This window comes from Acrocarpospora sp. B8E8 (genome assembly GCF_039871605.1).
Lineage (GTDB): Bacteria > Actinomycetota > Actinomycetes > Streptosporangiales > Streptosporangiaceae > Acrocarpospora > Acrocarpospora macrocephala.
Map to the genome: position 1 here is coordinate 105,272 of NZ_JBDPLV010000016.1, position 17,758 is coordinate 123,029.

The window sequence follows — 17,758 nt, forward strand, 5'->3', positions numbered from 1 at the left end:
GCCGAAATGCCACGTAGCCTTAAGAAGGGTCCCTTCGTGGACGATCACCTTCAGAAGAAGGTCGACGTCCAGAACGAGAAGGGCACCAAGACCGTCATCAAGACGTGGTCGCGGCGCTCCATGATCGTGCCCGACATGCTCGGTCACACGATCGCCGTGCACGACGGCCGCAAGCACGTCCCGGTGTTCATCACCGAGTCGATGATCGGCCACAAGCTCGGGGAGTTCGCGCCTACGCGGACCTTCCGCAGCCACGTCAAGGAAGACCGCCGCAGTCGGCGGTAGCGCCTTCATAAGCAACTAGGAGACAGCGATGGAAGCCAGGGCACAGGCGCGGTACGCGCGCCACACGCCCCGGAAGGCCCGCCGGGTGGTGGACCTCATTCGCGGCCTGCCCGCTTCGGAGGCGCAGGCCGTACTGCAGTTCGCCCCGCAGGCGGCGAGCGAGACCGTTTACAAGGTGCTCTCGTCCGCCATGGCGAACGCCGAGCACAACTTCAAGCTCGACCGTGAGACGCTCGTCGTGAGCCGTGCGTGGGTGGACGAGGGACCGACGCTCAAGCGGTTCCGTCCCCGGGCCCAGGGTCGCGCCTATCGGATCAACAAGCGGACCAGCCACATCACCGTGATCGTGGAGTCCCGCGAGCCGAAGGGGAGGACCCGCTAGTGGGCCAGAAGGTTAACCCGCACGGGTTCCGTCTCGGTATCACGACCGACTTCAAGAGCCGGTGGTACGCCGACAAGCTGTACAAGGCGTACGTGGCCGAGGACGTCTCGATCCGCCGCATGCTGCAGAAGGGCATGGAGCGGGCCGGTATCTCCAAGGTCGAGATCGAGCGGACCACCGACCGCGTCCAGGTCGACATCCACACCGCCCGGCCGGGCATCGTCATCGGCCGTCGCGGCGCGGAGGCCGACCGCATCCGCGGCGACCTGGAGAAGCTGACCAAGAAGCAGGTTCAGCTCAACATCCTCGAGGTGAAGAACCCCGAGATCGACGCGCAGCTGGTCGCGCAGGGCGTGGCCGAGCAGCTCTCCAGCCGGGTCTCGTTCCGCCGCGCTATGCGCAAGGCGATGCAGTCCGCCATGAAGAGCGGCGCCAAGGGCATCCGGGTGCAGTGCTCGGGTCGCCTCGGCGGCGCGGAGATGTCCCGTTCGGAGTTCTACCGCGAGGGCCGCGTGCCCCTGCACACGCTCCGCGCGGACATCGACTACGGCTTCTACGAGGCCAAGACCACCTTCGGCCGGATCGGCGTGAAGGTGTGGATCTACAAGGGTGAGGCCCCGACCTCTCGCGCCGAGCGCGAGGCGGCGGCGGCCGGAGCCCGCGCGGGCCAGCGTCGCGAGCGTGACGACCGTCGCGGTGGTGGCGGTGGTGGCGGTGGCGCCGAGCGTCCTCGTCGCGGTGGTGGCGGTGACCGTCCCCGTCGTGGCGGCGCGGGCGGTGGCCGTACCGAACGCGCACCCCGTACCGAGGCGGCCGCGCAGGCCGCCCCCGAGAGCGGCCCGGCGGAGCAGCCGGGTGCTGAAGGGAGCTGACCATGCTGATCCCGCGCAGGGTCAAGCACCGTAAGCAGCACCGGCCCGACCGTCACGGCGCCGCCAAGGGCGGCACCAGGGTCGTGTTCGGCGAGTTCGGCATTCAGGCGCTGGAGCACTCCTACGTGACCAACCGCCAGATCGAGTCGGCTCGTATCGCCATGACCCGGCACATCCGCCGTGGCGGCAAGGTGTGGATCAACATCTACCCGGACCGCCCGCTCACCAAGAAGCCGGCCGAGACCCGCATGGGTTCCGGTAAGGGTTCGCCCGAGTGGTGGATCGCCAATGTCAAGCCCGGCCGCGTCATGTTCGAGCTGTCCGGTGTCCCCGAGACCATCGCCCGTGAGGCGATGCGCCGGGCCATCCACAAGCTGCCCATGAAGTGCCGGTTTATTAAGCGTGAAGTGGGTGAGGCGTGATGGCTAAGGGCCTGACCGCCGGTGAGCTGCGGGTGGAGGACCAGGAAGCCCTGGTCCAGAAGCTCAAGGAAGCCAAGGAGGAGCTGTTCAACCTCCGCTTCCAGTCAGCGACCGGTCAGTTGGAGAGCCACGGGCGGCTGCGTGCCGTCCGCCGCGAGATCGCCCGTATCTACACCGTGATGCGCGAGCGGGAGCTCGGCATCGTCACGGTCGAGAAGGAGTCGAGCGATGGCTGAAGCAACTGAGAACACCGAGAAGACCACGCGTAACTACCGCAAGACCCGCGAGGGCCTGGTGGTCAGCGACAAGATGGAGAAGACCGTCGTCGTCGCCGTCGAGGACCGCGTGAAGCACCCGCTGTACGGCAAGGTCATCCGCCGTACCACGAAGTACAAGGCGCACGACGAGGCCAACACGGCCGGCGTCGGCGACCGCGTGCTCCTGATGGAGACCCGGCCGCTGTCCGCCACCAAGCGGTGGCGGGTCGTGGAAGTGCTCGAACGCGCCAAGTAACACAGACGCGCCTCGTGGGGGGTGGGTGACCGCCCCCCATGGTGGTGTCCAAGGGGCCGCACGGCCCGCCTGCGGCGACGGTTCCACGCGGACTGACGTCGGGGGAAAAAGACCACATTGGTTCCGCCAGGCTCATCTCCGGATGAGAACCGGCGAGACACACAGGAGTTAGACGTGATCCAGCAGGAGTCGCGACTCAAGGTCGCCGACAACACGGGTGCCAAGGAGATTCTCTGCATCCGCGTGCTCGGTGGCTCGGGCCGGCGCTACGCGGGGATCGGCGACATCATCGTTGCGACGGTGAAGGACGCCATCCCGGGCGGCGGCGTGAAGAAGGGCGACGTCGTCAAGGCCGTCGTCGTGCGCACCGTCAAGGAGCGCAGGCGGCCGGACGGTTCGTACATCCGCTTCGACGAGAACGCGGCGGTCATCATCAAGGACAGCGGTGACCCCCGGGGCACGCGTATCTTCGGCCCGGTGGGCCGCGAGCTGCGTGACAAGAAGTTCATGCGCATCATCTCGCTCGCGCCGGAGGTGTTGTAAATGGCGAAGTCGCTGCATGTGAAGAAGGGCGACCTGGTTCAGGTCATCGCCGGCAAGGACAAGGGCGCCAAGGGCCGGGTGATCGTCGCGCTGCCCAGCGAGGACCGCGTGGTCGTCGAGGGCGTCAACATGATCAAGAAGCACTCCAAGGTGACCAACAACGGTCCGCGTGGCGCCCGCGAGGGCGGCGTGACCACCCTGGAGGCTCCCATCCACGTGAGCAACGTCAAGAAGCTCAAGGATGACGAGAAGGATCACGAGGAGAAGCCCGCCAAGGCGTCGGCCAAGAAGGCCGCGGACGAGACGGGTGAGGACGACTGATGACTGCCCAGACGGAAGAGCGGGTCGCCCCGCGCCTCAAGCAGCGCTACCGCGAGGAGATCGTGGCGCAGCTGCGCGAGCAGTTCGGCATCGAGAACATCATGCTGGTGCCCGGCGTCACCAAGATCAAGGTGAACATGGGCGTCGGCGAGGCCGCGCGCGACTCCAAGCTCATCGAGGGCGCGGTCCGCGACCTCACCGCGATCACCGGCCAGAAGCCGGCCGTGGTCCGGGCCCGCAAGTCCATCGCGCAGTTCAAGCTGCGTGAGGGCATGCCCATCGGCGCGCACGTGACGCTGCGCGGCGACCGCATGTGGGAGTTCCTGGACCGGCTGCTGTCGCTGGCGCTGCCCCGTATCCGGGACTTCCGCGGCCTGTCGCCCAAGCAGTTCGACGGCCACGGCAACTACACCTTCGGTCTCACCGAGCAGGTCATGTTCCACGAGATCGACCAGGACAAGGTCGACCGCCAGCGCGGCATGGACATCACCGTGGTGACCACGGCGACCAACGACGAACAGGGCCGGGCGCTGCTGAAGCTCCTCGGATTTCCCTTCAAGGAAGCATGAGGCAGCCGTGACCATGGCTGAGAATCGCAACAGGGAGGCCTGATCATGGCGAAGACGTCGCTGAAGGTCAAGGCAGCGCGTAAGCAGAAGTTCGACGTCCGCGCGTACACTCGCTGTACGCGGTGCGGACGCCCGCGTGCGGTCTACCGGAAGTTCGGCCTGTGCCGTGTCTGCTTCCGCGAGATGGCCCACCGGGGCGAGCTGCCCGGTATCACGAAGTCCAGCTGGTAAAGACCAGAGTCATATTCACCGGGTGTTCCTTTCGAACGCCCACGACCACACCGTAGGTCCCGCTGGGAAACCGCGGTGAGGAAGGCCGCCGGCCATGACGATGACCGACCCGATCGCGGACATGCTCACGCGTCTGCGTAACGCGAACTCGGCGTACCACGAATCCGTGAGCATGCCGTATTCGAAGATCAAGGCGCACATCGCCGAGATCCTCCAGCAGGAGGGTTACATCCAGGCCTGGACCGTCGAAGACGCCAAGGTCGGAAAGAACCTCGTGGTGGAGCTCAAGTTCGGGCCGACCAGGGAGCGCTCGCTCTCGGGCATCCGCCGGGTTTCCAAGCCCGGCCTGCGGGTCTACGCAAAGAAGGACAACCTGCCTCGGGTGCTGGGCGGGCTCGGCGTCGCGATCATCTCGACGTCGGGCGGGCTCATGACCGACAAGCAGGCCGGCAAGCGCGGAGTGGGCGGGGAAGTCCTCGCCTACGTTTGGTAAGAGGGGAGTAACCACAGCATGTCGCGAATCGGACGACTGCCCATCCCCGTACCGAGCGGTGTCGAGATCGCCATCGACGGCCGGGATGTCCAGGTCAAGGGCCCGAAGGGCACGCTTTCACACACGGTCGCCGAGCCCATCGAGGTCGCGCGCGCCGAGGACGGCACCATCGCCGTCACCCGTCCCAACGACGAGAACAAGGTCCGCGCGCTGCACGGCCTGTCTCGGACCCTGATCGCCAACATGGTGAGCGGGGTCACCCAGGGATACACCAAGACGCTGGAGATCGTCGGCGTGGGTTACCGCGTGCAGGCCAAGGGCCCGACGCAGCTGGAGTTCGCACTGGGCTTCAGCCACCCCGTCGTCGTCGACGCTCCGGAGGGTGTCACCTTCCGGGTCGAGCGCCCCACGCTTTTCCACGTGGACGGCATCGACAAGCAGAAGGTCGGCGAGGTCGCCGCGAACATCCGCAAGCTGCGCAAGCCCGACCCGTACAAGGGCAAGGGCGTGCGCTACCAGGGTGAAGTTATCCGCCGCAAGGTCGGAAAGGCTGGTAAGTAAAATGGCCGCGAAGTACGGCAAGCACACCGCCGCTCGCGCCATTTCGCGAGCCCGTCGCCACCGTCGCGTGCGCAAGAAGGTCGTCGGGACCGTCGAGCGTCCGCGTCTGGTCGTCAACCGGTCCACCCGGCACATGTTCGTGCAGATCGTGGACGACACCGCCGGTCACACGCTGGTGAGCGCGTCCACTCTGGACGCCTCGCTCCGTACGGCGGAGGGCGACAAGACCGAGAAGGCCAAGCAGGTCGGCGCGCTCCTCGCTCAGCGGGCCAAGGCCGCCGGGATCTCCGCCGTGGTCTTCGACCGCGGTGGCAACCGCTACGCGGGCCGCCTGGCGGCGCTCGCCGATAGCGCCCGTGAAGGCGGGTTGGACTTCTGATGACCCGTCTTATGAGCAATGAGAAGAGGAACCACTGATGGCTGGAGCTCCGCGTCGCGGTGCCGGCGGCGGTGGCGAGCGGCGGGAACGTCGTGACGATCGCCGCGGTGGCGCCCAGGACAAGGGCGTCTCTTACATCGAGCGCGTCGTGAAGATCAACCGAGTGGCCAAGGTCGTCAAGGGTGGCCGGCGCTTCAGCTTCACCGCGCTGGTCATCGTCGGCGACGGCAACGGCCTCGTCGGGGTCGGCTACGGCAAGGCCAAGGAGGTGCCCGCGGCGATCGCCAAGGGCGTCGAGGAGGCCAAGAAGCACTTCTTCAAGGTGCCGCGCATCCAGGGCACCATCCCGCACACCGTGCAGGGCGAGGACGCCGCTGGCGTCGTGCTCCTGCGGCCGGCCTCGCCCGGTACCGGTGTGATCGCGGGTGGCCCGGTGCGCGCGGTGCTGGAGTGCGCCGGGATCCACGACGTGCTGTCCAAGTCGCTCGGCTCGGACAACCCGATCAACATCGTGCACGCCACCGTGGCGGCGCTGAAGGGCCTGTCCCGGCCTGAGGAGATCGCGGCCCGCCGCGGTCTGCCGATCGAGGACGTCGCCCCCAAGCGGATGCTCAAGGCGCGCGCCGAGGGTCTCGCCGAGGCCGCCGCGGCGGCGAAGGCGGTGAGCTAGTCGATGGCTCGTCTGAAGATCACCCAGACCCGGTCGAAGATCGGTGGCAAGCAGAACCAGCGGGACTCGCTGCGCTCGCTGGGCCTGAAGCGCATCGGCGATGTCGTCGTCAAGGAGGACCGGCCCGAGATTCGCGGGATGGTCGCCGTGGTGACGCACCTCGTCGAGGTTGAAGAGGTCGACTAGTCATGACTGATAACACCCCGCTCAAGCCGCACGACCTGCGTCCGGCCCCGGGCGCCCACAAGGCCAAGGTCCGCAAGGGCCGCGGCGAGGGCTCCAAGGGCAAGACCTCCGGTCGCGGCACCAAGGGCACCAAGTCCCGGACGAACGTCCCGCTCGGCTTCGAAGGTGGCCAGGTTCCGCTCCAGCGGCGGCTGCCGAAGCTGAAGGGCTTCTCCAACTCCCTGTTCAAGACGACCTACCAGGTCGTCAACCTGGACCGGCTCGGCGAGCTGTTCCCCGCCGGCGGCGACGTCACGGTGGACACGCTGGTCGAGGCGGGCGCGGTTCGCAAGAACCAGCTCGTCAAGGTGCTGGGAACCGGCGACATCTCCGTGGCGTTGAACGTGCAGGCGCACGCTTTCTCCGCCAGCGCCAAGGAGAAGATCGCCGCCGCCGGTGGCTCCGTAACGGAGTTGTAGGCAGATGCATCACGAGGCGCGGAGGCTCGGAATGAGTCTCCGCGCCCGTAGTGCGTTAGAGTTCGCTGGACAGTGGGGTTCGTTCGCTGTCCACCCGTACAGTTTGTGCAGTTCGTACTTGAAGACCTGACTGATGGACGACCCCCGGACCATCGCTGACCGTAACGCGTCTTAGGCGCGCAGGAGGGACCGTGCTAACCGCTCTCACCCGGGCATTCCGTACTCCGGACCTGCGCAAGAAGTTGCTCTTTACCTTGGGCATCATCGCGTTGTTCCGACTCGGCTCGGTGCTTCCGACCCCCGGTGTCAACGCTGAAAACGTCCGTGTCGCCCTTGAACAGGCGCAGGCGGGTGAACTGGGCAACATCTATGGGATGGTGCAGCTGTTCAGTGGCGGTGCGCTGCTGAAACTTTCGGTGTTCGCGCTCGGCATCATGCCGTACATCACCGCGAGCATCATCCTGCAGCTGCTGACCGTCGTCATTCCCCGACTGGAAGCCCTGAAGAAGGAGGGGCAGGCGGGTACGGCGAAGATCACGCAGTACACGCGTTACCTCACCATCGGGCTGGCTGTGCTCCAGTCGACGGCTTTCGTGGCGCTGGCCCGATCGGGGCAGCTGTTCCAGAACAGCGCTGATCTCCCGGTGCTCCTGAACGACGACATCTTCACCGTCGTCACCATGGTCGTCACCATGACCGCGGGCACCGCCGTCATCATGTGGCTGGGCGAGCTGATCACCGACCGTGGTGTCGGCAACGGCATGTCCATCCTCATCTTCACCCAGATTATCGCGGTCTTCCCGTCCGAGCTGATGAACATCTTCCGGACCAAGGGCTGGTTCACGTTCGTCATCGTGATGATCGTCGGCGTCTTCATGGTCGCCGCGGTGGTCTTCGTCGAGCAGGCGCAGCGCCGCATCCCCGTGCAGTACGCCAAGCGTATGGTCGGCCGCAGGATGTACGGCGGAACCTCGACCTACATCCCGCTCAAGGTCAACCAGGCCGGCATCATCCCGGTTATCTTCGCCTCCTCGCTGCTCTACCTGCCGCAGCTGGTCGTCACGCTGTTCGCGAACAGCACCACGCCCAACGTGGTGGTCGAGTGGATCGCGCAGAACATGGCCACGGGGGATACCCCCATCTACATGGCCACGTTCTTCCTCCTGATCGTCTTCTTCACCTACTTCTACGTGTCCATTACCTTCAACCCCGTTGAAGTGTCCGACAACATGAAGAAGTACGGTGGGTTCATTCCGGGCATCCGTCCGGGCCGGCCGACCGCTGAGTACCTGAACTACGTGCTCACCCGGTTGACGGCGCCAGGCTCGTTGTATCTGGGCGCTATCTCCATGGTCCCGATCTTCGCGCTGGCGCTGGCCGGGGCGAGCCAGAACTTCCCGTTCGGAGGAACCAGCATTCTGATCATGGTGGGTGTGGGCCTGGACACGGTCAAGCAGATCGAGAGCCAGCTCCAGCAGCGTAATTACGAGGGCTTCCTGAGATAGTGCGCGTCGTCCTGGTCGGGCCCCCCGGAGCGGGCAAGGGGACGCAGGCCCAGTTCATCGCATCGCATCTGTCGATCCCGAAAATCTCGACAGGTGACATTTTCCGCGCCAACGTCTCGGGGGGCACGGAACTTGGGAAGCTCGCCAAGGGATTCATGGATCGCGGGGACCTGGTCCCCGACGAGGTGACGATCGCGATGGTTCGCGATCGGCTGGCGGAGAACGACGCGCAGGAGGGTTTCCTGCTCGACGGCTTCCCTCGGAACGTGGCCCAGGCCGAGGTGCTCAAGAAGATGCTGGCCGACTTCGGCATCGGGCTCGACCTGGTGCTGGAGCTGGTGGTCGACGACGACGAGGTGGTCCGCCGCCTGGCGGGCCGCCGTACCTGCCGATCCTGCGGCAAGGTGTGGCACGTGGACTTCGATCCGCCGAAGGTGGACGGGATCTGCGACGCCTGCGGCGGCGAGCTGTTCCAGCGCGACGACGATCGCGAGGAGACCATCAGGCACCGGCTGGAGGTCTACCAGGAGCAGACCGCTCCTTTAATCAGCTTCTATGCCGACGAGGGCATTCTGCGCGGGGTGGACGCGACCGGTCCGGTCGAGGAGGTCACCCAGCGCGCGATGTCGGAGCTTCGCCGGTTCGCCGACTAGGCGCTGGACCGGCCCAACCGATGACCGAGAACGCCACCCCATACCGTGGGGTGGCGTTCGGTCATTTTGCGGGAACATTCACGAAAACCACCCCAGGGGGTGCTGTAGGTGTTGAAGAAGAACAGGCACGGGATCCAGATCAAGACGCCGGAGCAGCTGCGCGGGATGCGCGCCGCCGGTCTGGTGGTGGGCCGCACGCTCGAACTGCTACGTGAGTCCGTCGAGCCGGGCATGACGCCGCTGGATCTGGATGTGATCGCCGAGAAGGCGATCAGGGACGCGGGCGCCGTGCCGTCCTTCAAGGGCTACCAGGGCTTTCCCGCGACCATCTGCGCCTCCGTGAACGCCGAGGTGGTGCACGGCATCCCGAGCCGGGCGCGGGAGCTGCGCGCCGGGGACATCATCTCGATCGACTGCGGGGCCATCCTGGACGGCTGGCACGGGGACGCGGCGATCACGGTGCCGGTGGGTCCTGCGGAGGAGCTGGATCCGAAGCTGACCGAGCTGATGCGGGTCACCGAGGAGGCCATGTGGCGCGGAATCAGCGCGTTGCGGGCTGGGGGGTATCTGTCCGACATCGGCCATCAGATCGAGCGTTACGCGCGCTCTCAGGGCCGCTACGGGATCCCGCACGAGTACGGCGGGCATGGGATCGGCACCGAGATGCACATGGATCCGTGGGTGGCCAATCACGGGCGTCCCGGGCGGGGGCCGCGGCTGGAGGTCGGCATGTGCCTGGCCATCGAGCCGATGCTCAATCTGGGTACGGACAAGACCCGGGTGCTGGCCGACGACTGGACGGTGGTGACGCTGGATGGGAAGGCGTCGGCGCATTTCGAGCACAGTGTGGCGGTGACCGAGAGTGGGCCGTGGGTGCTGACGGCGCTGGATGGCGGGGAGTCCCGGTTGAGGTCGCGCGAATGATGGCCGCGGTGGGCGGCTTTCACCGTACATAATGGGGTTTATTACGCAGAGCGAGGAGATGGCTATGGTGGCTAGCCCCGAGATGCGGGCCTCCGACGGCGATCGGGAGCGGGTCGCGGCCGCGCTGCGCGAGCACATGGTCGATGGCCGCCTCGATGTGGACGAGTTCAACGAGCGCCTGGAGCAGGTCTACAAGAGCCGCACGTACGGCGAACTGGCCAAGGTGACTTCGGATCTGCCCGCGACCGATCTGCACACGCTGTCCGCCACAACGCCTCAGCCGAGCCCGAAGTCGCGCAAGGACCCGAAGAAGGCCCGGGAGGAACTGCGCGCGAACTGGGCGATCTGGGCCTTCGCCAGCTCGATCAACTGGGTGATCTGGCTGATCGTGAGCACCACCTCGGATGGGCCCGTGTATCCGTGGCCGCTGTGGGTGATGGGTCCGTGGGGTGTGGTTCTGCTGCTCGGCACGCTTTCCGCGGCGGCGGGTGGCAATCGGCGGGAGCCATCCTGAATGTGCCGTTGTGCACCCTCGGGGGGTTATGCGTATTCGTCCACAGAACGAACGCTTGATGCTTCATAACGTGAGCGATGTCCGGAGATGAGCAGCATCCCGGAGTGGTCTCCCTGGAGGACATCGTGCGAAACATTCGCAGCATCATGGTCGGCACCGCGCTCGCCGGCGCACTCGCCGCCGGCGCCCTGGCCGCCCCCGCGGCCAACGCGGCCGCCGCTCCCGCTGCCGCCGCCTCGGCGTCGGCCCCCTCGAAGCACTTCTTCGGCAACTTCTACTCCAAGTGGCACCCGAGCGAGGACGACGACTTCGGTCACCGCTCCTACTTCAAGGGCTACTGGTACAAGAAGGACGGCTACTACTGGTTCTACGGCGACCTGTACGACCGTGACCGGGACAACGAGTACTCCTACGTGTGGTACCGGTACCACGACGGCAGTGGCTACCACGAGAAGTACTTCGGCAAGACCAAGAACCACCTGAAGTTCAACAAGTTCTTCAAGTTCAAGTCCGGCAAGTTCGACGACTTCGACATCAAGGTCTGCGAGGGCGACAGCCGCTTCGAGGACTGCGGGAACTGGGGCGACGCTTTCTAGAGCGCCCTGACTCGAGCTGAGTCGTGTGTAACGGGGGGTAATCCCTAAATCCAGCGGGGCCCGTAAATCTCGGGACGGGCCCCGCTTTCCGCATGCCCGGCTGTTTCACCTGTTTGTCCTGCCGGAACTTCGCCCGCTTCGGCTGTTGCCGTGGTTGTACCCCCCCCGCCCAGCCCTCTGTTTTCCCTCGGGCTCCGCCCGCCCCCGCCATCTCCGTGGTCGCCCCAATGAAGCGGCAGCTTGACCCGGGTGGGGTTCCCCACCCGCCCAGCCCTCTGTTTCCCTCGGGCTCCGCCCGCCCCCGCCATCCCCGTGACCGCACGAATGAAGCGGCAGCTTGACACGGGTGGGTTTCCCCAGCCCGTTGTTCCCCTTGGGCTTCGCCCGATCCCGTCATCTCCGTGGTCGCCCGGATGAAGTGCCATCTTGATCCGGGTAGTTCTCCCGTGGGTTCTAGTGGTTGTCGCAGTACCCATCTGAGGAGATGCGATGGACTTCGAGATCCGTATGGACCGCAAACCACAAGGGCGGAAGAAACTGACCCGTGAACGGGTGGGATATTTCCAGTTCATGCACCAGGGCTACAGCAGCATGCACGCCCGCCGAATCGTCGGCATCGACCCGGGTTAGACGGACTCTTTGCCGCTTCCGCGCCCTCGCTCGGTTCGTCCCCGGGTAGATGATCTCCATCGAGCCAGGGGAGGGACATGTCCGGGTATTTCGCGCCAGCTGTCCTGGCCGCCGCGCTGCTGTTCCCGGCCGCCATCCCGGATACCCGGCATGTCACGATCTCGCCTGGTTCGGTCGCGCCCGGTGGCATCGTTCAGGTCGCCACGTCCAGTTGCTCCAGCGCGGCCCCCAGCGTGACCGCCACCTCCTCGGCGTTCGCCGCCTACACCACGCTGACCCGGTCGGGGTCCAGGTGGCACGGCACGGCCAAGCTCAGCCCGTACTCCGCCAGCGGTCTGAAAACTGTGTACGTCTACTGCGCGGGCGGCCCGTTCACGGGTGAGTTCACCGTTGGCGCGGCGGGCTCCAGGGGCGCTGGCCGGGTGCCTTGGCTGCTTGGCGCGGTCCTCGCGCTCGGCGGCGTGGTGGCGGTTGTGGTGCGCAGGCGCCGTAGGACTTGAACCACGTGCCCATCCGGGCCGACAAGCCGGATCCAACTGCCGCTTCGTCTGGGCGACCACGGGGACGGCGGGCCGGGCGAAGCCCGAGGGGAACAACGGGCTGGGGAAACCCACCCGGGTCAAGACTGTCACTTCGTTCGGGCGGTCACGGGGATGGCGGGGTCGGGCGGAGCCCGAGGGAAACAGAGGGCTGGGCGGGTGGGGAACCCCACCCGGGTCAAGCTGCCGCTTCATTGGGGCGACCACGGAGTTGGCGGGGGCGGGCGGAGCCCGAGGGAAAACAAAGGTGGGTGGGAGAACCACCCGGGTCAAGCTGGGATCTCATCCAGGTGACCACCGGGATGGCTGGGGCGGGCGGAGCCCGAGGGGAGGCAGAGGGCTGGGTGCGTGGGTACGGGTAGCTCGTGGACTGAGGTAAGCTATTAGACGGCTGTGTACTGGCTCCGCAGAACACGAGGGAATGCGCGATCGTTTCGCTTTCCTCGGCGGGTTGTCGTACACTCCTTTGTCGGTTCACTATGACCTTTTGCGCAAGGCGGCCTGGCTGGCTGCCGCTCTCTGGAAGCGCGGAAAGGTCGCGGCTGATTAGTGTTCCGAAGCCTCAGACGACCGATCAGTGAAACGCGAGGGACATGGCCAAGAAAGACGGCGCCATCGAGATCGAGGGCACTGTGGTTGAGTCGCTCCCGAACGCGATGTTCAGGGTGCAACTTGACAACGGCCATAAGGTCCTGGCCCACATCAGCGGGAGGATGCGGATGCACTACATCCGGATTCTTCCTGACGACCGGGTTGTCGTCGAACTGAGCCCCTACGACCTGACTCGTGGGCGGATCGTCTACCGGTACAAGTAGGTCGCCCTCCCGGGTGACCGTCTGAGGAACGAATAAGGACTATGAAGGTCAAGCCGAGCGTCAAGAAGATCTGTGACAAGTGCAAGGTGATTCGCCGGCACGGTCGCGTCATGGTGATCTGCGACAACCTGCGCCACAAGCAGCGCCAGGGCTAGTCGCGGAAACGGCCCTCATGAGTCCGCCCAGGGTGGCGGACTCGACGCATGTGGGCTGAAAAGTAAACGCGCGTCACACTCGCGTAGGCGTCCTCTTCGGAGGGCGAACCGCGCGGGCGACCCCCGGTCGGAGGCCGGGGCCCTCACCCCGGGCATGGGGAGGGGAAGTGAGGCGCAGGACCTCCGCCCAAACGAAGGAGAATGCCCGACCATGGCTCGCCTGGTTGGCGTCGACCTCCCCCGCGACAAGCGGCTGGAGATCGCTCTCACCTACATTTTCGGAATCGGTCGCACCCGCGCCCTGGAGATCCTCAAGGCCACCGGCGTCAGCGGTGACCTGCGCGTGCACCAGCTCAGCGACGCCGAGCTCGTGCCCATGCGTGACTACATCGAGGCGAACTTCAAGATCGAGGGCGACCTCCGTCGCGAAGTTCAGGCGGACATCCGTCGCAAGATCGAGATCGGCTGTTACCAGGGCATCCGGCACCGCAAGGGCCTGCCTGTCCACGGTCAGCGGACGCAGACGAACGCGCGTACCCGCAAGGGCAAGAAGAAGACCGTGGCCGGTAAGAAGAAGCCGGGCAAGAAGTAGTCCTTAGCAGCCACATTCCAGGAGAAGCGCTTTAAATGCCGCCGAAGAGCCGCCAGGGCGCACCGAAGAAGGTGCGCCGCAAGGAAAAGAAGAACGTCGCTCACGGGCACGCCCACATCAAGAGCACGTTCAACAACACGATCGTTTCGATCACCGACCCGAACGGGAACGTGATCTCCTGGGCCAGCGCCGGCCACGTCGGGTTCAAGGGCTCCCGTAAGTCCACCCCGTTCGCCGCGCAGATGGCGGCCGAGAACGCCGCCCGCCGGGCCATGGAGCACGGCATGCGCAAGGTCGACGTCTTCGTGAAGGGCCCTGGCTCCGGCCGGGAGACCGCGATCCGCTCGCTGCAGGCGACCGGGCTCGAGGTCGGGTCCATCCAGGACGTGACCCCGGTTCCGCACAACGGTTGCCGTCCGCCGAAGCGGAGGCGGGTGTGACCGCCTCCGCGAGCGCAATCGCCGTTCACGGTTGCCGTCCGTCTGCGCTCATGATGCGCCGCCGCGTCTGACCAGGAGATAGAGAACAATGGCTCGTTACACGGGTGCGGACTGCAAGCTCTGCCGTCGGGAGAAGACCAAGCTCTTCCTCAAGGGTAAGAAGTGCGAGTCCGCGAAATGCCCCATCGAGATCCGTCCTTACCCGCCGGGTGAGCACGGCCGAGGCCGTCCCAAGGAGTCGGAGTACCAGCTCCAGCTCCGGGAGAAGCAGAAGACCCGCCGCATCTACGGCATCCTCGAGCGGCAGTTCCGCAACTACTACGAGGAAGCCAACCGCAAGTCCGGCAAGACCGGCGAGAACCTCCTCCAGATCCTGGAGAGCCGTCTCGACAACGTGGTCTACCGCGCCGGATTCGCGGAGTCCCGCGACGCCGCCCGCCAGCAGGTCCGCCACGGGCACGTGCTGGTGAACGGCAAGAAGGTCGACATCCCGTCGTACCGCGTGCGCGAGCACGACATCGTCGAGGTGCGGGAGAAGTCGCGCAACCTGCTGCCGTACGAGGTGGCTCGGGCCACCGCCGGGGACAAGACCGTTCCGGCGTGGCTGGGGGTCTCCTCGGAGGCCATGCGCATCCTCGTGCACCAGCTCCCGGTCCGCCAGCAGATCGACACGCTGGTCCAGGAGCAGCTCATCGTCGAGCTTTACTCGAAGTAAAGCTTTTCTTCGCGTAAAGCTTGTCTTTGCCGCACGGCCCGCGCATCGCGGGTCGTGCGGCATCATGGTTGTAGGCGAGCGGCGTCAAATAGCGGGCGTCGCCGTGAAAGAGGAGAAAACGCATGCTTATCGCACAGCGTCCCAGCCTCGTCGAGGAATCTCTCGAAGAGCACCGCTCCAAGTTCGTCATCGAGCCGCTGGAGCCGGGCTTCGGCTACACCATCGGCAACTCGGTCCGCCGCACGCTGCTGTCGTCCATTCCGGGCGCGGCCGTCACGAGCATCCGCATCGAGGGCGTGCTGCACGAGTTCTCCACCGTCCCCGGGGTCAAGGAGGATGTCACCGACATCATCCTGAACCTGAAGGCGCTGGTCGTCTCGTCCGAGCATGACGAGCCGGTGGTCATGTACCTGCGCAAGCAGGGCCCTGGCGAGGTCACCGCCGCCGACATCGCGCCCCCGGCCGGTGTCGAGGTGCACAACCCCGACCTGCACATCGCCACGCTGAACGGCAAGGCGAAGCTGGAGATGGAGCTGACCGTCGAGCGCGGTCGCGGCTACGTCTCCGCCGCGCAGAACAAGCAGCCGGGCCAGGAGATCGGGCGCATTCCGATCGACTCGATCTACTCCCCAGTCCTCAAGGTCACCTACAAGGTCGAGGCCACCCGTGTCGAGCAGCGCACGGACTTCGACCGCCTGATCCTCGACGTCGAGACCAAGCCGTGCATGAAGCCCCGCGACGCGGTGGCCTCGGCCGGTAAGACCCTCGTCGAGCTCTTCGGCCTGGCCCGCGAGCTCAACGTCGAGGCCGAGGGCATCGACATCGGCCCGTCGCCGACCGACGCGGCCCTGGCCGCCGATCTGGCGCTGCCGATCGAGGAGCTGAACCTGACGGTCCGCTCCTACAACTGCCTCAAGCGCGAGGGCATCCACACCGTGGGTGAGCTCGTGGCGCGCAGCGAGCAGGACCTGCTCGACATAAGGAACTTCGGTGCCAAGTCCATCGAAGAGGTCAAGCAGAAGCTGCACGAGATGGGCCTCGCCCTCAAGGACTCCCCGCCCGGATTCGACCCCACCGCGGTCGCCGGCGGTGGGTACGACGATGAGGACGGCGGCTTCATCGAGACCGAGCAGTACTAATCGACACTAGGAATTCACAGAACGATCGGCTCGCCGATCGGCCCGACCCCGGTACCTGATACGGCCGGGGCGGGTTATCTCCAAGGAGCATTCCATGCCCAAGCCCACCAAGGGCGCCCGCCTCGGCGGTGGCCCGGCGCACGAGCGGCTGATCCTGTCGAACCTCGCCACTCAGCTGTTCCAGCACGGCCGGATCCGTACCACCGAGGCCAAAGCCAAGCGGCTCCGCCCGCTGGCCGAGCGGCTGATCACCAAGGCGAAGAAGGGCGACCTGCACAACCGTCGCCAGGTCATGACGATCGTCCGCGACAAGGGTGTCATTCACCACCTGTTCGCGGAGATCGCCCCGACGTTCGCCGAGCGTCCCGGTGGCTATACCCGGATCACCAAGATCGGTCCCCGGAAGGGCGACAACGCCCCGATGGCGATCATCGAGCTGGTGACCGAGCCGATGAACCCGGTCAAGGTCGCGAAGGCGGCTCCGGCTGAGCAGGTCGCTCCGAAGGCCGACGCGGAGGTCGAGGAGGCTCCGGCCACGGCTGAGGCTTCTGCTGAGGCCGCCGCTGAGACCACCGAGGCTCCGGAAGCCGCCGAGGCTCCCGAGGCCAAGAAGGACGAAGCCTGATATTTCAGGTTCTTGATGGGTCCGGTGTCCGCTCAGGGCGCCGGACCCGTTTGTTTGATGGGAGAGGATCCGATGGTCAGGTTGCGCCTGGATCTGGGGTACGACGGCACGGATTTCTCCGGATGGGCGCGACAGCCGGGCCGCAGGACCGTGCAGGGCGAGATCGAGCAGGCGCTCGGCCGAATTCTCCGGGTGGATCCGGCGCCCGCACTGACGGTAGCCGGCCGCACCGACGCCGGAGTGCACGCGCGCGGCCAGGTCGCGCACGTGGACCTGGAGGCCGACGTGGAGCTCCCTGCGCTGTTGCGGCGCCTCGCCGGGGTATTGAGCCTAGATGTCAGAGTTCATCGGCTGTCCGTGGCTCCTACCGGTTTCGACGCCCGCTTCTCCGCCCTTTCCCGCCGGTACGGCTACCGCGTCGCGGACGCCCCCGGCGGCGTGGATCCGCTACGGCGGCGCGACATCTACTGGCACAACCGCCCACTCGACGTAGACCTGCTGAACGCCGCCGCCACCCGCCTCCTCGGCGAACACGACTTCGCCGCATTCTGCAAGAAACGCGAAGGCGCCACCACGATCAGAGAACTCCAGCGCCTGGACTGGACCCGTGCCCCCGACGGCGTGCTCCTGGCCACGGTCGTCGCAGACGCCTTCTGCCATTCAATGGTCCGCGCCCTGGTCGGCTCCCTCCTAGCAGTCGGCGAGGGCCGCCGCCCAGTCGAATGGCCCGCCGAAGCTCTAGCCCGCGCAGAACGCGACTCCGGCATCCACGTGGCACCCGCTCTCGGCCTCACCCTGGAAGAAGTCCGCTACCCACCAGACGCCGAACTGGCCCTACGAGCACGGCAAACCCGACGAGTGCGCGATCTCGCCGCGAACACCTAATGGAATGAGCAGGTCGCCGGTATCCGGCGTCGTTCACGCAGGCGGCGCTTCTCGCCGCACCGGCACCAAGAGCGGCAGTCTGTAGCGCGCCCTGTCAGAGCCCGCAAACATAGATTTCAGGCCTCTGGCCTCGGCGAACACTTGGT

At 66.1% G+C, this 17,758-nt stretch carries 31 protein-coding genes; all 31 read left to right on the forward strand.

Translation table 11 applies throughout. From position 1 onward, the window contains the following. Positions 1 to 6: 6 nt before the first annotated feature. The 31 genes from rpsS (at position 7) to truA (ending at position 17,612) form a co-directional block, all read left to right on the forward strand. Complete coding sequence (rpsS, locus tag ABGB08_RS17925) at positions 7 to 285, forward strand: 30S ribosomal protein S19 (protein ID WP_132617246.1); 279 nt, start codon at positions 7 to 9, stop codon at positions 283 to 285. 28 nt (positions 286 to 313) lie between these two features. Further along, on the forward strand, positions 314 to 667 hold the full coding sequence (gene rplV / locus ABGB08_RS17930) for a 50S ribosomal protein L22 (RefSeq protein WP_155336850.1): 354 nt from the start codon (positions 314 to 316) through the stop codon (positions 665 to 667). Then, positions 667 to 1,539, forward strand: coding sequence for a 30S ribosomal protein S3 (rpsC, locus tag ABGB08_RS17935; RefSeq protein WP_155351282.1), 873 nt, complete (start codon positions 667 to 669; stop codon positions 1,537 to 1,539). Before rplV ends, rpsC begins: the two co-directional genes overlap by 1 nt. A 2-nt stretch (positions 1,540 to 1,541) precedes the next feature. Further along, complete coding sequence (gene rplP / locus ABGB08_RS17940) at positions 1,542 to 1,961, forward strand: 50S ribosomal protein L16 (RefSeq protein ID WP_155351283.1); 420 nt, start codon at positions 1,542 to 1,544, stop codon at positions 1,959 to 1,961. Then, complete coding sequence (rpmC, locus tag ABGB08_RS17945; protein ID WP_155336847.1) at positions 1,961 to 2,197, forward strand: 50S ribosomal protein L29; 237 nt, start codon at positions 1,961 to 1,963, stop codon at positions 2,195 to 2,197. Before rplP ends, rpmC begins: the two co-directional genes overlap by 1 nt. Further along, a complete protein-coding gene (gene rpsQ / locus ABGB08_RS17950) occupies positions 2,190 to 2,474 on the forward strand; it encodes a 30S ribosomal protein S17 (RefSeq protein WP_155351284.1) in 285 nt (94 codons plus the stop codon). The genes rpmC and rpsQ overlap by 8 nt, the downstream gene beginning before the upstream one ends. A 174-nt stretch (positions 2,475 to 2,648) precedes the next feature. Beyond that, positions 2,649 to 3,017, forward strand: coding sequence for a 50S ribosomal protein L14 (rplN, locus tag ABGB08_RS17955; RefSeq protein WP_055482781.1), 369 nt, complete (start codon positions 2,649 to 2,651; stop codon positions 3,015 to 3,017). A gap of 12 nt (positions 3,018 to 3,029) precedes the next feature. Then, entirely contained in the window at positions 3,030 to 3,338 is a 309-nt protein-coding gene (gene rplX / locus ABGB08_RS17960) for a 50S ribosomal protein L24 (protein WP_347591756.1), read from the forward strand. Beyond that, positions 3,338 to 3,907 (forward strand): 50S ribosomal protein L5, encoded by a 570-nt coding sequence (rplE, locus tag ABGB08_RS17965; RefSeq protein ID WP_155351285.1) that lies wholly within the window; start codon positions 3,338 to 3,340, stop codon positions 3,905 to 3,907. The genes rplX and rplE overlap by 1 nt, the downstream gene beginning before the upstream one ends. Before the next feature lie 45 nt (positions 3,908 to 3,952). Continuing rightward, positions 3,953 to 4,138 carry a type Z 30S ribosomal protein S14 gene (locus ABGB08_RS17970; protein WP_155336843.1) on the forward strand — a complete coding sequence of 62 codons (186 nt, stop codon included), beginning with the start codon at positions 3,953 to 3,955 and terminating at the stop codon, positions 4,136 to 4,138. Positions 4,139 to 4,232: 94 nt separating this feature from the next. Then, a complete protein-coding gene (rpsH, locus tag ABGB08_RS17975) occupies positions 4,233 to 4,631 on the forward strand; it encodes a 30S ribosomal protein S8 (protein WP_155361230.1) in 399 nt (132 codons plus the stop codon). 18 nt (positions 4,632 to 4,649) lie between these two features. Continuing rightward, complete coding sequence (gene rplF / locus ABGB08_RS17980) at positions 4,650 to 5,192, forward strand: 50S ribosomal protein L6 (RefSeq protein ID WP_347591640.1); 543 nt, start codon at positions 4,650 to 4,652, stop codon at positions 5,190 to 5,192. Position 5,193: 1 nt separating this feature from the next. Continuing rightward, positions 5,194 to 5,571, forward strand: a complete 378-nt coding sequence (rplR, locus tag ABGB08_RS17985) for a 50S ribosomal protein L18 (protein ID WP_155361228.1) — start codon at positions 5,194 to 5,196, stop codon at positions 5,569 to 5,571. Positions 5,572 to 5,608: 37 nt separating this feature from the next. After that, on the forward strand, positions 5,609 to 6,241 hold the full coding sequence (gene rpsE / locus ABGB08_RS17990; RefSeq protein WP_155361227.1) for a 30S ribosomal protein S5: 633 nt from the start codon (positions 5,609 to 5,611) through the stop codon (positions 6,239 to 6,241). A gap of 3 nt (positions 6,242 to 6,244) precedes the next feature. After that, entirely contained in the window at positions 6,245 to 6,427 is a 183-nt protein-coding gene (gene rpmD / locus ABGB08_RS17995) for a 50S ribosomal protein L30 (RefSeq protein ID WP_030451484.1), read from the forward strand. Between the two features lie 2 nt (positions 6,428 to 6,429). Continuing rightward, positions 6,430 to 6,885 (forward strand): 50S ribosomal protein L15, encoded by a 456-nt coding sequence (gene rplO / locus ABGB08_RS18000; protein WP_347591642.1) that lies wholly within the window; start codon positions 6,430 to 6,432, stop codon positions 6,883 to 6,885. A gap of 191 nt (positions 6,886 to 7,076) precedes the next feature. Then, positions 7,077 to 8,390, forward strand: coding sequence for a preprotein translocase subunit SecY (gene secY / locus ABGB08_RS18005; protein WP_155361225.1), 1,314 nt, complete (start codon positions 7,077 to 7,079; stop codon positions 8,388 to 8,390). Beyond that, positions 8,390 to 9,043, forward strand: a complete 654-nt coding sequence (locus ABGB08_RS18010) for an adenylate kinase (RefSeq protein ID WP_155361224.1) — start codon at positions 8,390 to 8,392, stop codon at positions 9,041 to 9,043. Before secY ends, ABGB08_RS18010 begins: the two co-directional genes overlap by 1 nt. A 108-nt stretch (positions 9,044 to 9,151) precedes the next feature. Next, on the forward strand, positions 9,152 to 9,967 hold the full coding sequence (gene map / locus ABGB08_RS18015; protein WP_347591643.1) for a type I methionyl aminopeptidase: 816 nt from the start codon (positions 9,152 to 9,154) through the stop codon (positions 9,965 to 9,967). Between the two features lie 64 nt (positions 9,968 to 10,031). Beyond that, positions 10,032 to 10,481, forward strand: a complete 450-nt coding sequence (locus ABGB08_RS18020) for a DUF1707 domain-containing protein (RefSeq protein ID WP_347591644.1) — start codon at positions 10,032 to 10,034, stop codon at positions 10,479 to 10,481. A gap of 77 nt (positions 10,482 to 10,558) precedes the next feature. Further along, positions 10,559 to 11,077, forward strand: coding sequence for a hypothetical protein (locus ABGB08_RS18025; protein WP_155361221.1), 519 nt, complete (start codon positions 10,559 to 10,561; stop codon positions 11,075 to 11,077). Positions 11,078 to 11,566: 489 nt separating this feature from the next. Continuing rightward, the gene (locus ABGB08_RS18030) at positions 11,567 to 11,707 is read left to right on the forward strand and encodes a hypothetical protein (protein ID WP_347591646.1); all 141 of its coding nucleotides are present in this window, start codon (positions 11,567 to 11,569) and stop codon (positions 11,705 to 11,707) included. A gap of 77 nt (positions 11,708 to 11,784) precedes the next feature. Further along, positions 11,785 to 12,207: a hypothetical protein gene (locus ABGB08_RS18035; protein WP_347591648.1), complete on the forward strand. Its 423-nt coding sequence runs from the start codon at positions 11,785 to 11,787 to the stop codon at positions 12,205 to 12,207. 632 nt (positions 12,208 to 12,839) lie between these two features. After that, a complete protein-coding gene (gene infA, locus ABGB08_RS18040) occupies positions 12,840 to 13,061 on the forward strand; it encodes a translation initiation factor IF-1 (protein WP_030451477.1) in 222 nt (73 codons plus the stop codon). 41 nt (positions 13,062 to 13,102) lie between these two features. Then, the gene (rpmJ, locus tag ABGB08_RS18045; RefSeq protein WP_003956441.1) at positions 13,103 to 13,216 is read left to right on the forward strand and encodes a 50S ribosomal protein L36; all 114 of its coding nucleotides are present in this window, start codon (positions 13,103 to 13,105) and stop codon (positions 13,214 to 13,216) included. A gap of 211 nt (positions 13,217 to 13,427) precedes the next feature. Next, a complete protein-coding gene (gene rpsM, locus ABGB08_RS18050) occupies positions 13,428 to 13,808 on the forward strand; it encodes a 30S ribosomal protein S13 (protein ID WP_155351297.1) in 381 nt (126 codons plus the stop codon). A 35-nt stretch (positions 13,809 to 13,843) separates the two neighbouring features. Next, the gene (gene rpsK / locus ABGB08_RS18055; protein WP_020542285.1) at positions 13,844 to 14,248 is read left to right on the forward strand and encodes a 30S ribosomal protein S11; all 405 of its coding nucleotides are present in this window, start codon (positions 13,844 to 13,846) and stop codon (positions 14,246 to 14,248) included. A gap of 88 nt (positions 14,249 to 14,336) precedes the next feature. Beyond that, a complete protein-coding gene (rpsD, locus tag ABGB08_RS18060; protein ID WP_155351298.1) occupies positions 14,337 to 14,963 on the forward strand; it encodes a 30S ribosomal protein S4 in 627 nt (208 codons plus the stop codon). A gap of 122 nt (positions 14,964 to 15,085) precedes the next feature. Next, positions 15,086 to 16,102 carry a DNA-directed RNA polymerase subunit alpha gene (locus ABGB08_RS18065; protein WP_155351299.1) on the forward strand — a complete coding sequence of 339 codons (1,017 nt, stop codon included), beginning with the start codon at positions 15,086 to 15,088 and terminating at the stop codon, positions 16,100 to 16,102. Between the two features lie 94 nt (positions 16,103 to 16,196). Then, positions 16,197 to 16,727, forward strand: a complete 531-nt coding sequence (gene rplQ / locus ABGB08_RS18070) for a 50S ribosomal protein L17 (protein WP_347591668.1) — start codon at positions 16,197 to 16,199, stop codon at positions 16,725 to 16,727. A 72-nt stretch (positions 16,728 to 16,799) separates the two neighbouring features. Further along, positions 16,800 to 17,612 carry a tRNA pseudouridine(38-40) synthase TruA gene (gene truA, locus ABGB08_RS18075; protein ID WP_347591670.1) on the forward strand — a complete coding sequence of 271 codons (813 nt, stop codon included), beginning with the start codon at positions 16,800 to 16,802 and terminating at the stop codon, positions 17,610 to 17,612. Positions 17,613 to 17,758: the final 146 nt, after the last annotated feature.

Excerpts from the sequence above, each read along its gene's own strand:
- rpsS (WP_132617246.1), top strand. The coding sequence starts at position 7 with ATGCCACGTAGCCTTAAGAAGGGTCCCTTCGTGGACGATCACCTTCAG.
- rplV (WP_155336850.1), top strand. The coding sequence starts at position 314 with ATGGAAGCCAGGGCACAGGCGCGGTACGCGCGCCACACGCCCCGGAAG.
- rplP (WP_155351283.1), top strand. The coding sequence starts at position 1,542 with ATGCTGATCCCGCGCAGGGTCAAGCACCGTAAGCAGCACCGGCCCGAC.
- rpmC (WP_155336847.1), top strand. The coding sequence starts at position 1,961 with ATGGCTAAGGGCCTGACCGCCGGTGAGCTGCGGGTGGAGGACCAGGAA.
- rpsQ (WP_155351284.1), top strand. The coding sequence starts at position 2,190 with ATGGCTGAAGCAACTGAGAACACCGAGAAGACCACGCGTAACTACCGC.
- rplE (WP_155351285.1), top strand. The coding sequence starts at position 3,338 with ATGACTGCCCAGACGGAAGAGCGGGTCGCCCCGCGCCTCAAGCAGCGC.
- ABGB08_RS17970 (WP_155336843.1), top strand. The coding sequence starts at position 3,953 with ATGGCGAAGACGTCGCTGAAGGTCAAGGCAGCGCGTAAGCAGAAGTTC.
- rpsH (WP_155361230.1), top strand. The coding sequence starts at position 4,233 with ATGACGATGACCGACCCGATCGCGGACATGCTCACGCGTCTGCGTAAC.
- rplF (WP_347591640.1), top strand. The coding sequence starts at position 4,650 with ATGTCGCGAATCGGACGACTGCCCATCCCCGTACCGAGCGGTGTCGAG.
- rplR (WP_155361228.1), top strand. The coding sequence starts at position 5,194 with ATGGCCGCGAAGTACGGCAAGCACACCGCCGCTCGCGCCATTTCGCGA.
- rpsE (WP_155361227.1), top strand. The coding sequence starts at position 5,609 with ATGGCTGGAGCTCCGCGTCGCGGTGCCGGCGGCGGTGGCGAGCGGCGG.
- rpmD (WP_030451484.1), top strand. The coding sequence starts at position 6,245 with ATGGCTCGTCTGAAGATCACCCAGACCCGGTCGAAGATCGGTGGCAAG.
- rplO (WP_347591642.1), top strand. The coding sequence starts at position 6,430 with ATGACTGATAACACCCCGCTCAAGCCGCACGACCTGCGTCCGGCCCCG.
- ABGB08_RS18020 (WP_347591644.1), top strand. The coding sequence starts at position 10,032 with ATGGTGGCTAGCCCCGAGATGCGGGCCTCCGACGGCGATCGGGAGCGG.
- ABGB08_RS18025 (WP_155361221.1), top strand. The coding sequence starts at position 10,559 with ATGTCCGGAGATGAGCAGCATCCCGGAGTGGTCTCCCTGGAGGACATC.
- ABGB08_RS18030 (WP_347591646.1), top strand. The coding sequence starts at position 11,567 with ATGGACTTCGAGATCCGTATGGACCGCAAACCACAAGGGCGGAAGAAA.
- ABGB08_RS18035 (WP_347591648.1), top strand. The coding sequence starts at position 11,785 with ATGTCCGGGTATTTCGCGCCAGCTGTCCTGGCCGCCGCGCTGCTGTTC.
- infA (WP_030451477.1), top strand. The coding sequence starts at position 12,840 with ATGGCCAAGAAAGACGGCGCCATCGAGATCGAGGGCACTGTGGTTGAG.
- rpmJ (WP_003956441.1), top strand. The coding sequence starts at position 13,103 with ATGAAGGTCAAGCCGAGCGTCAAGAAGATCTGTGACAAGTGCAAGGTG.
- rpsM (WP_155351297.1), top strand. The coding sequence starts at position 13,428 with ATGGCTCGCCTGGTTGGCGTCGACCTCCCCCGCGACAAGCGGCTGGAG.
- rpsK (WP_020542285.1), top strand. The coding sequence starts at position 13,844 with ATGCCGCCGAAGAGCCGCCAGGGCGCACCGAAGAAGGTGCGCCGCAAG.
- rpsD (WP_155351298.1), top strand. The coding sequence starts at position 14,337 with ATGGCTCGTTACACGGGTGCGGACTGCAAGCTCTGCCGTCGGGAGAAG.
- ABGB08_RS18065 (WP_155351299.1), top strand. The coding sequence starts at position 15,086 with ATGCTTATCGCACAGCGTCCCAGCCTCGTCGAGGAATCTCTCGAAGAG.
- rplQ (WP_347591668.1), top strand. The coding sequence starts at position 16,197 with ATGCCCAAGCCCACCAAGGGCGCCCGCCTCGGCGGTGGCCCGGCGCAC.
- truA (WP_347591670.1), top strand. The coding sequence starts at position 16,800 with ATGGTCAGGTTGCGCCTGGATCTGGGGTACGACGGCACGGATTTCTCC.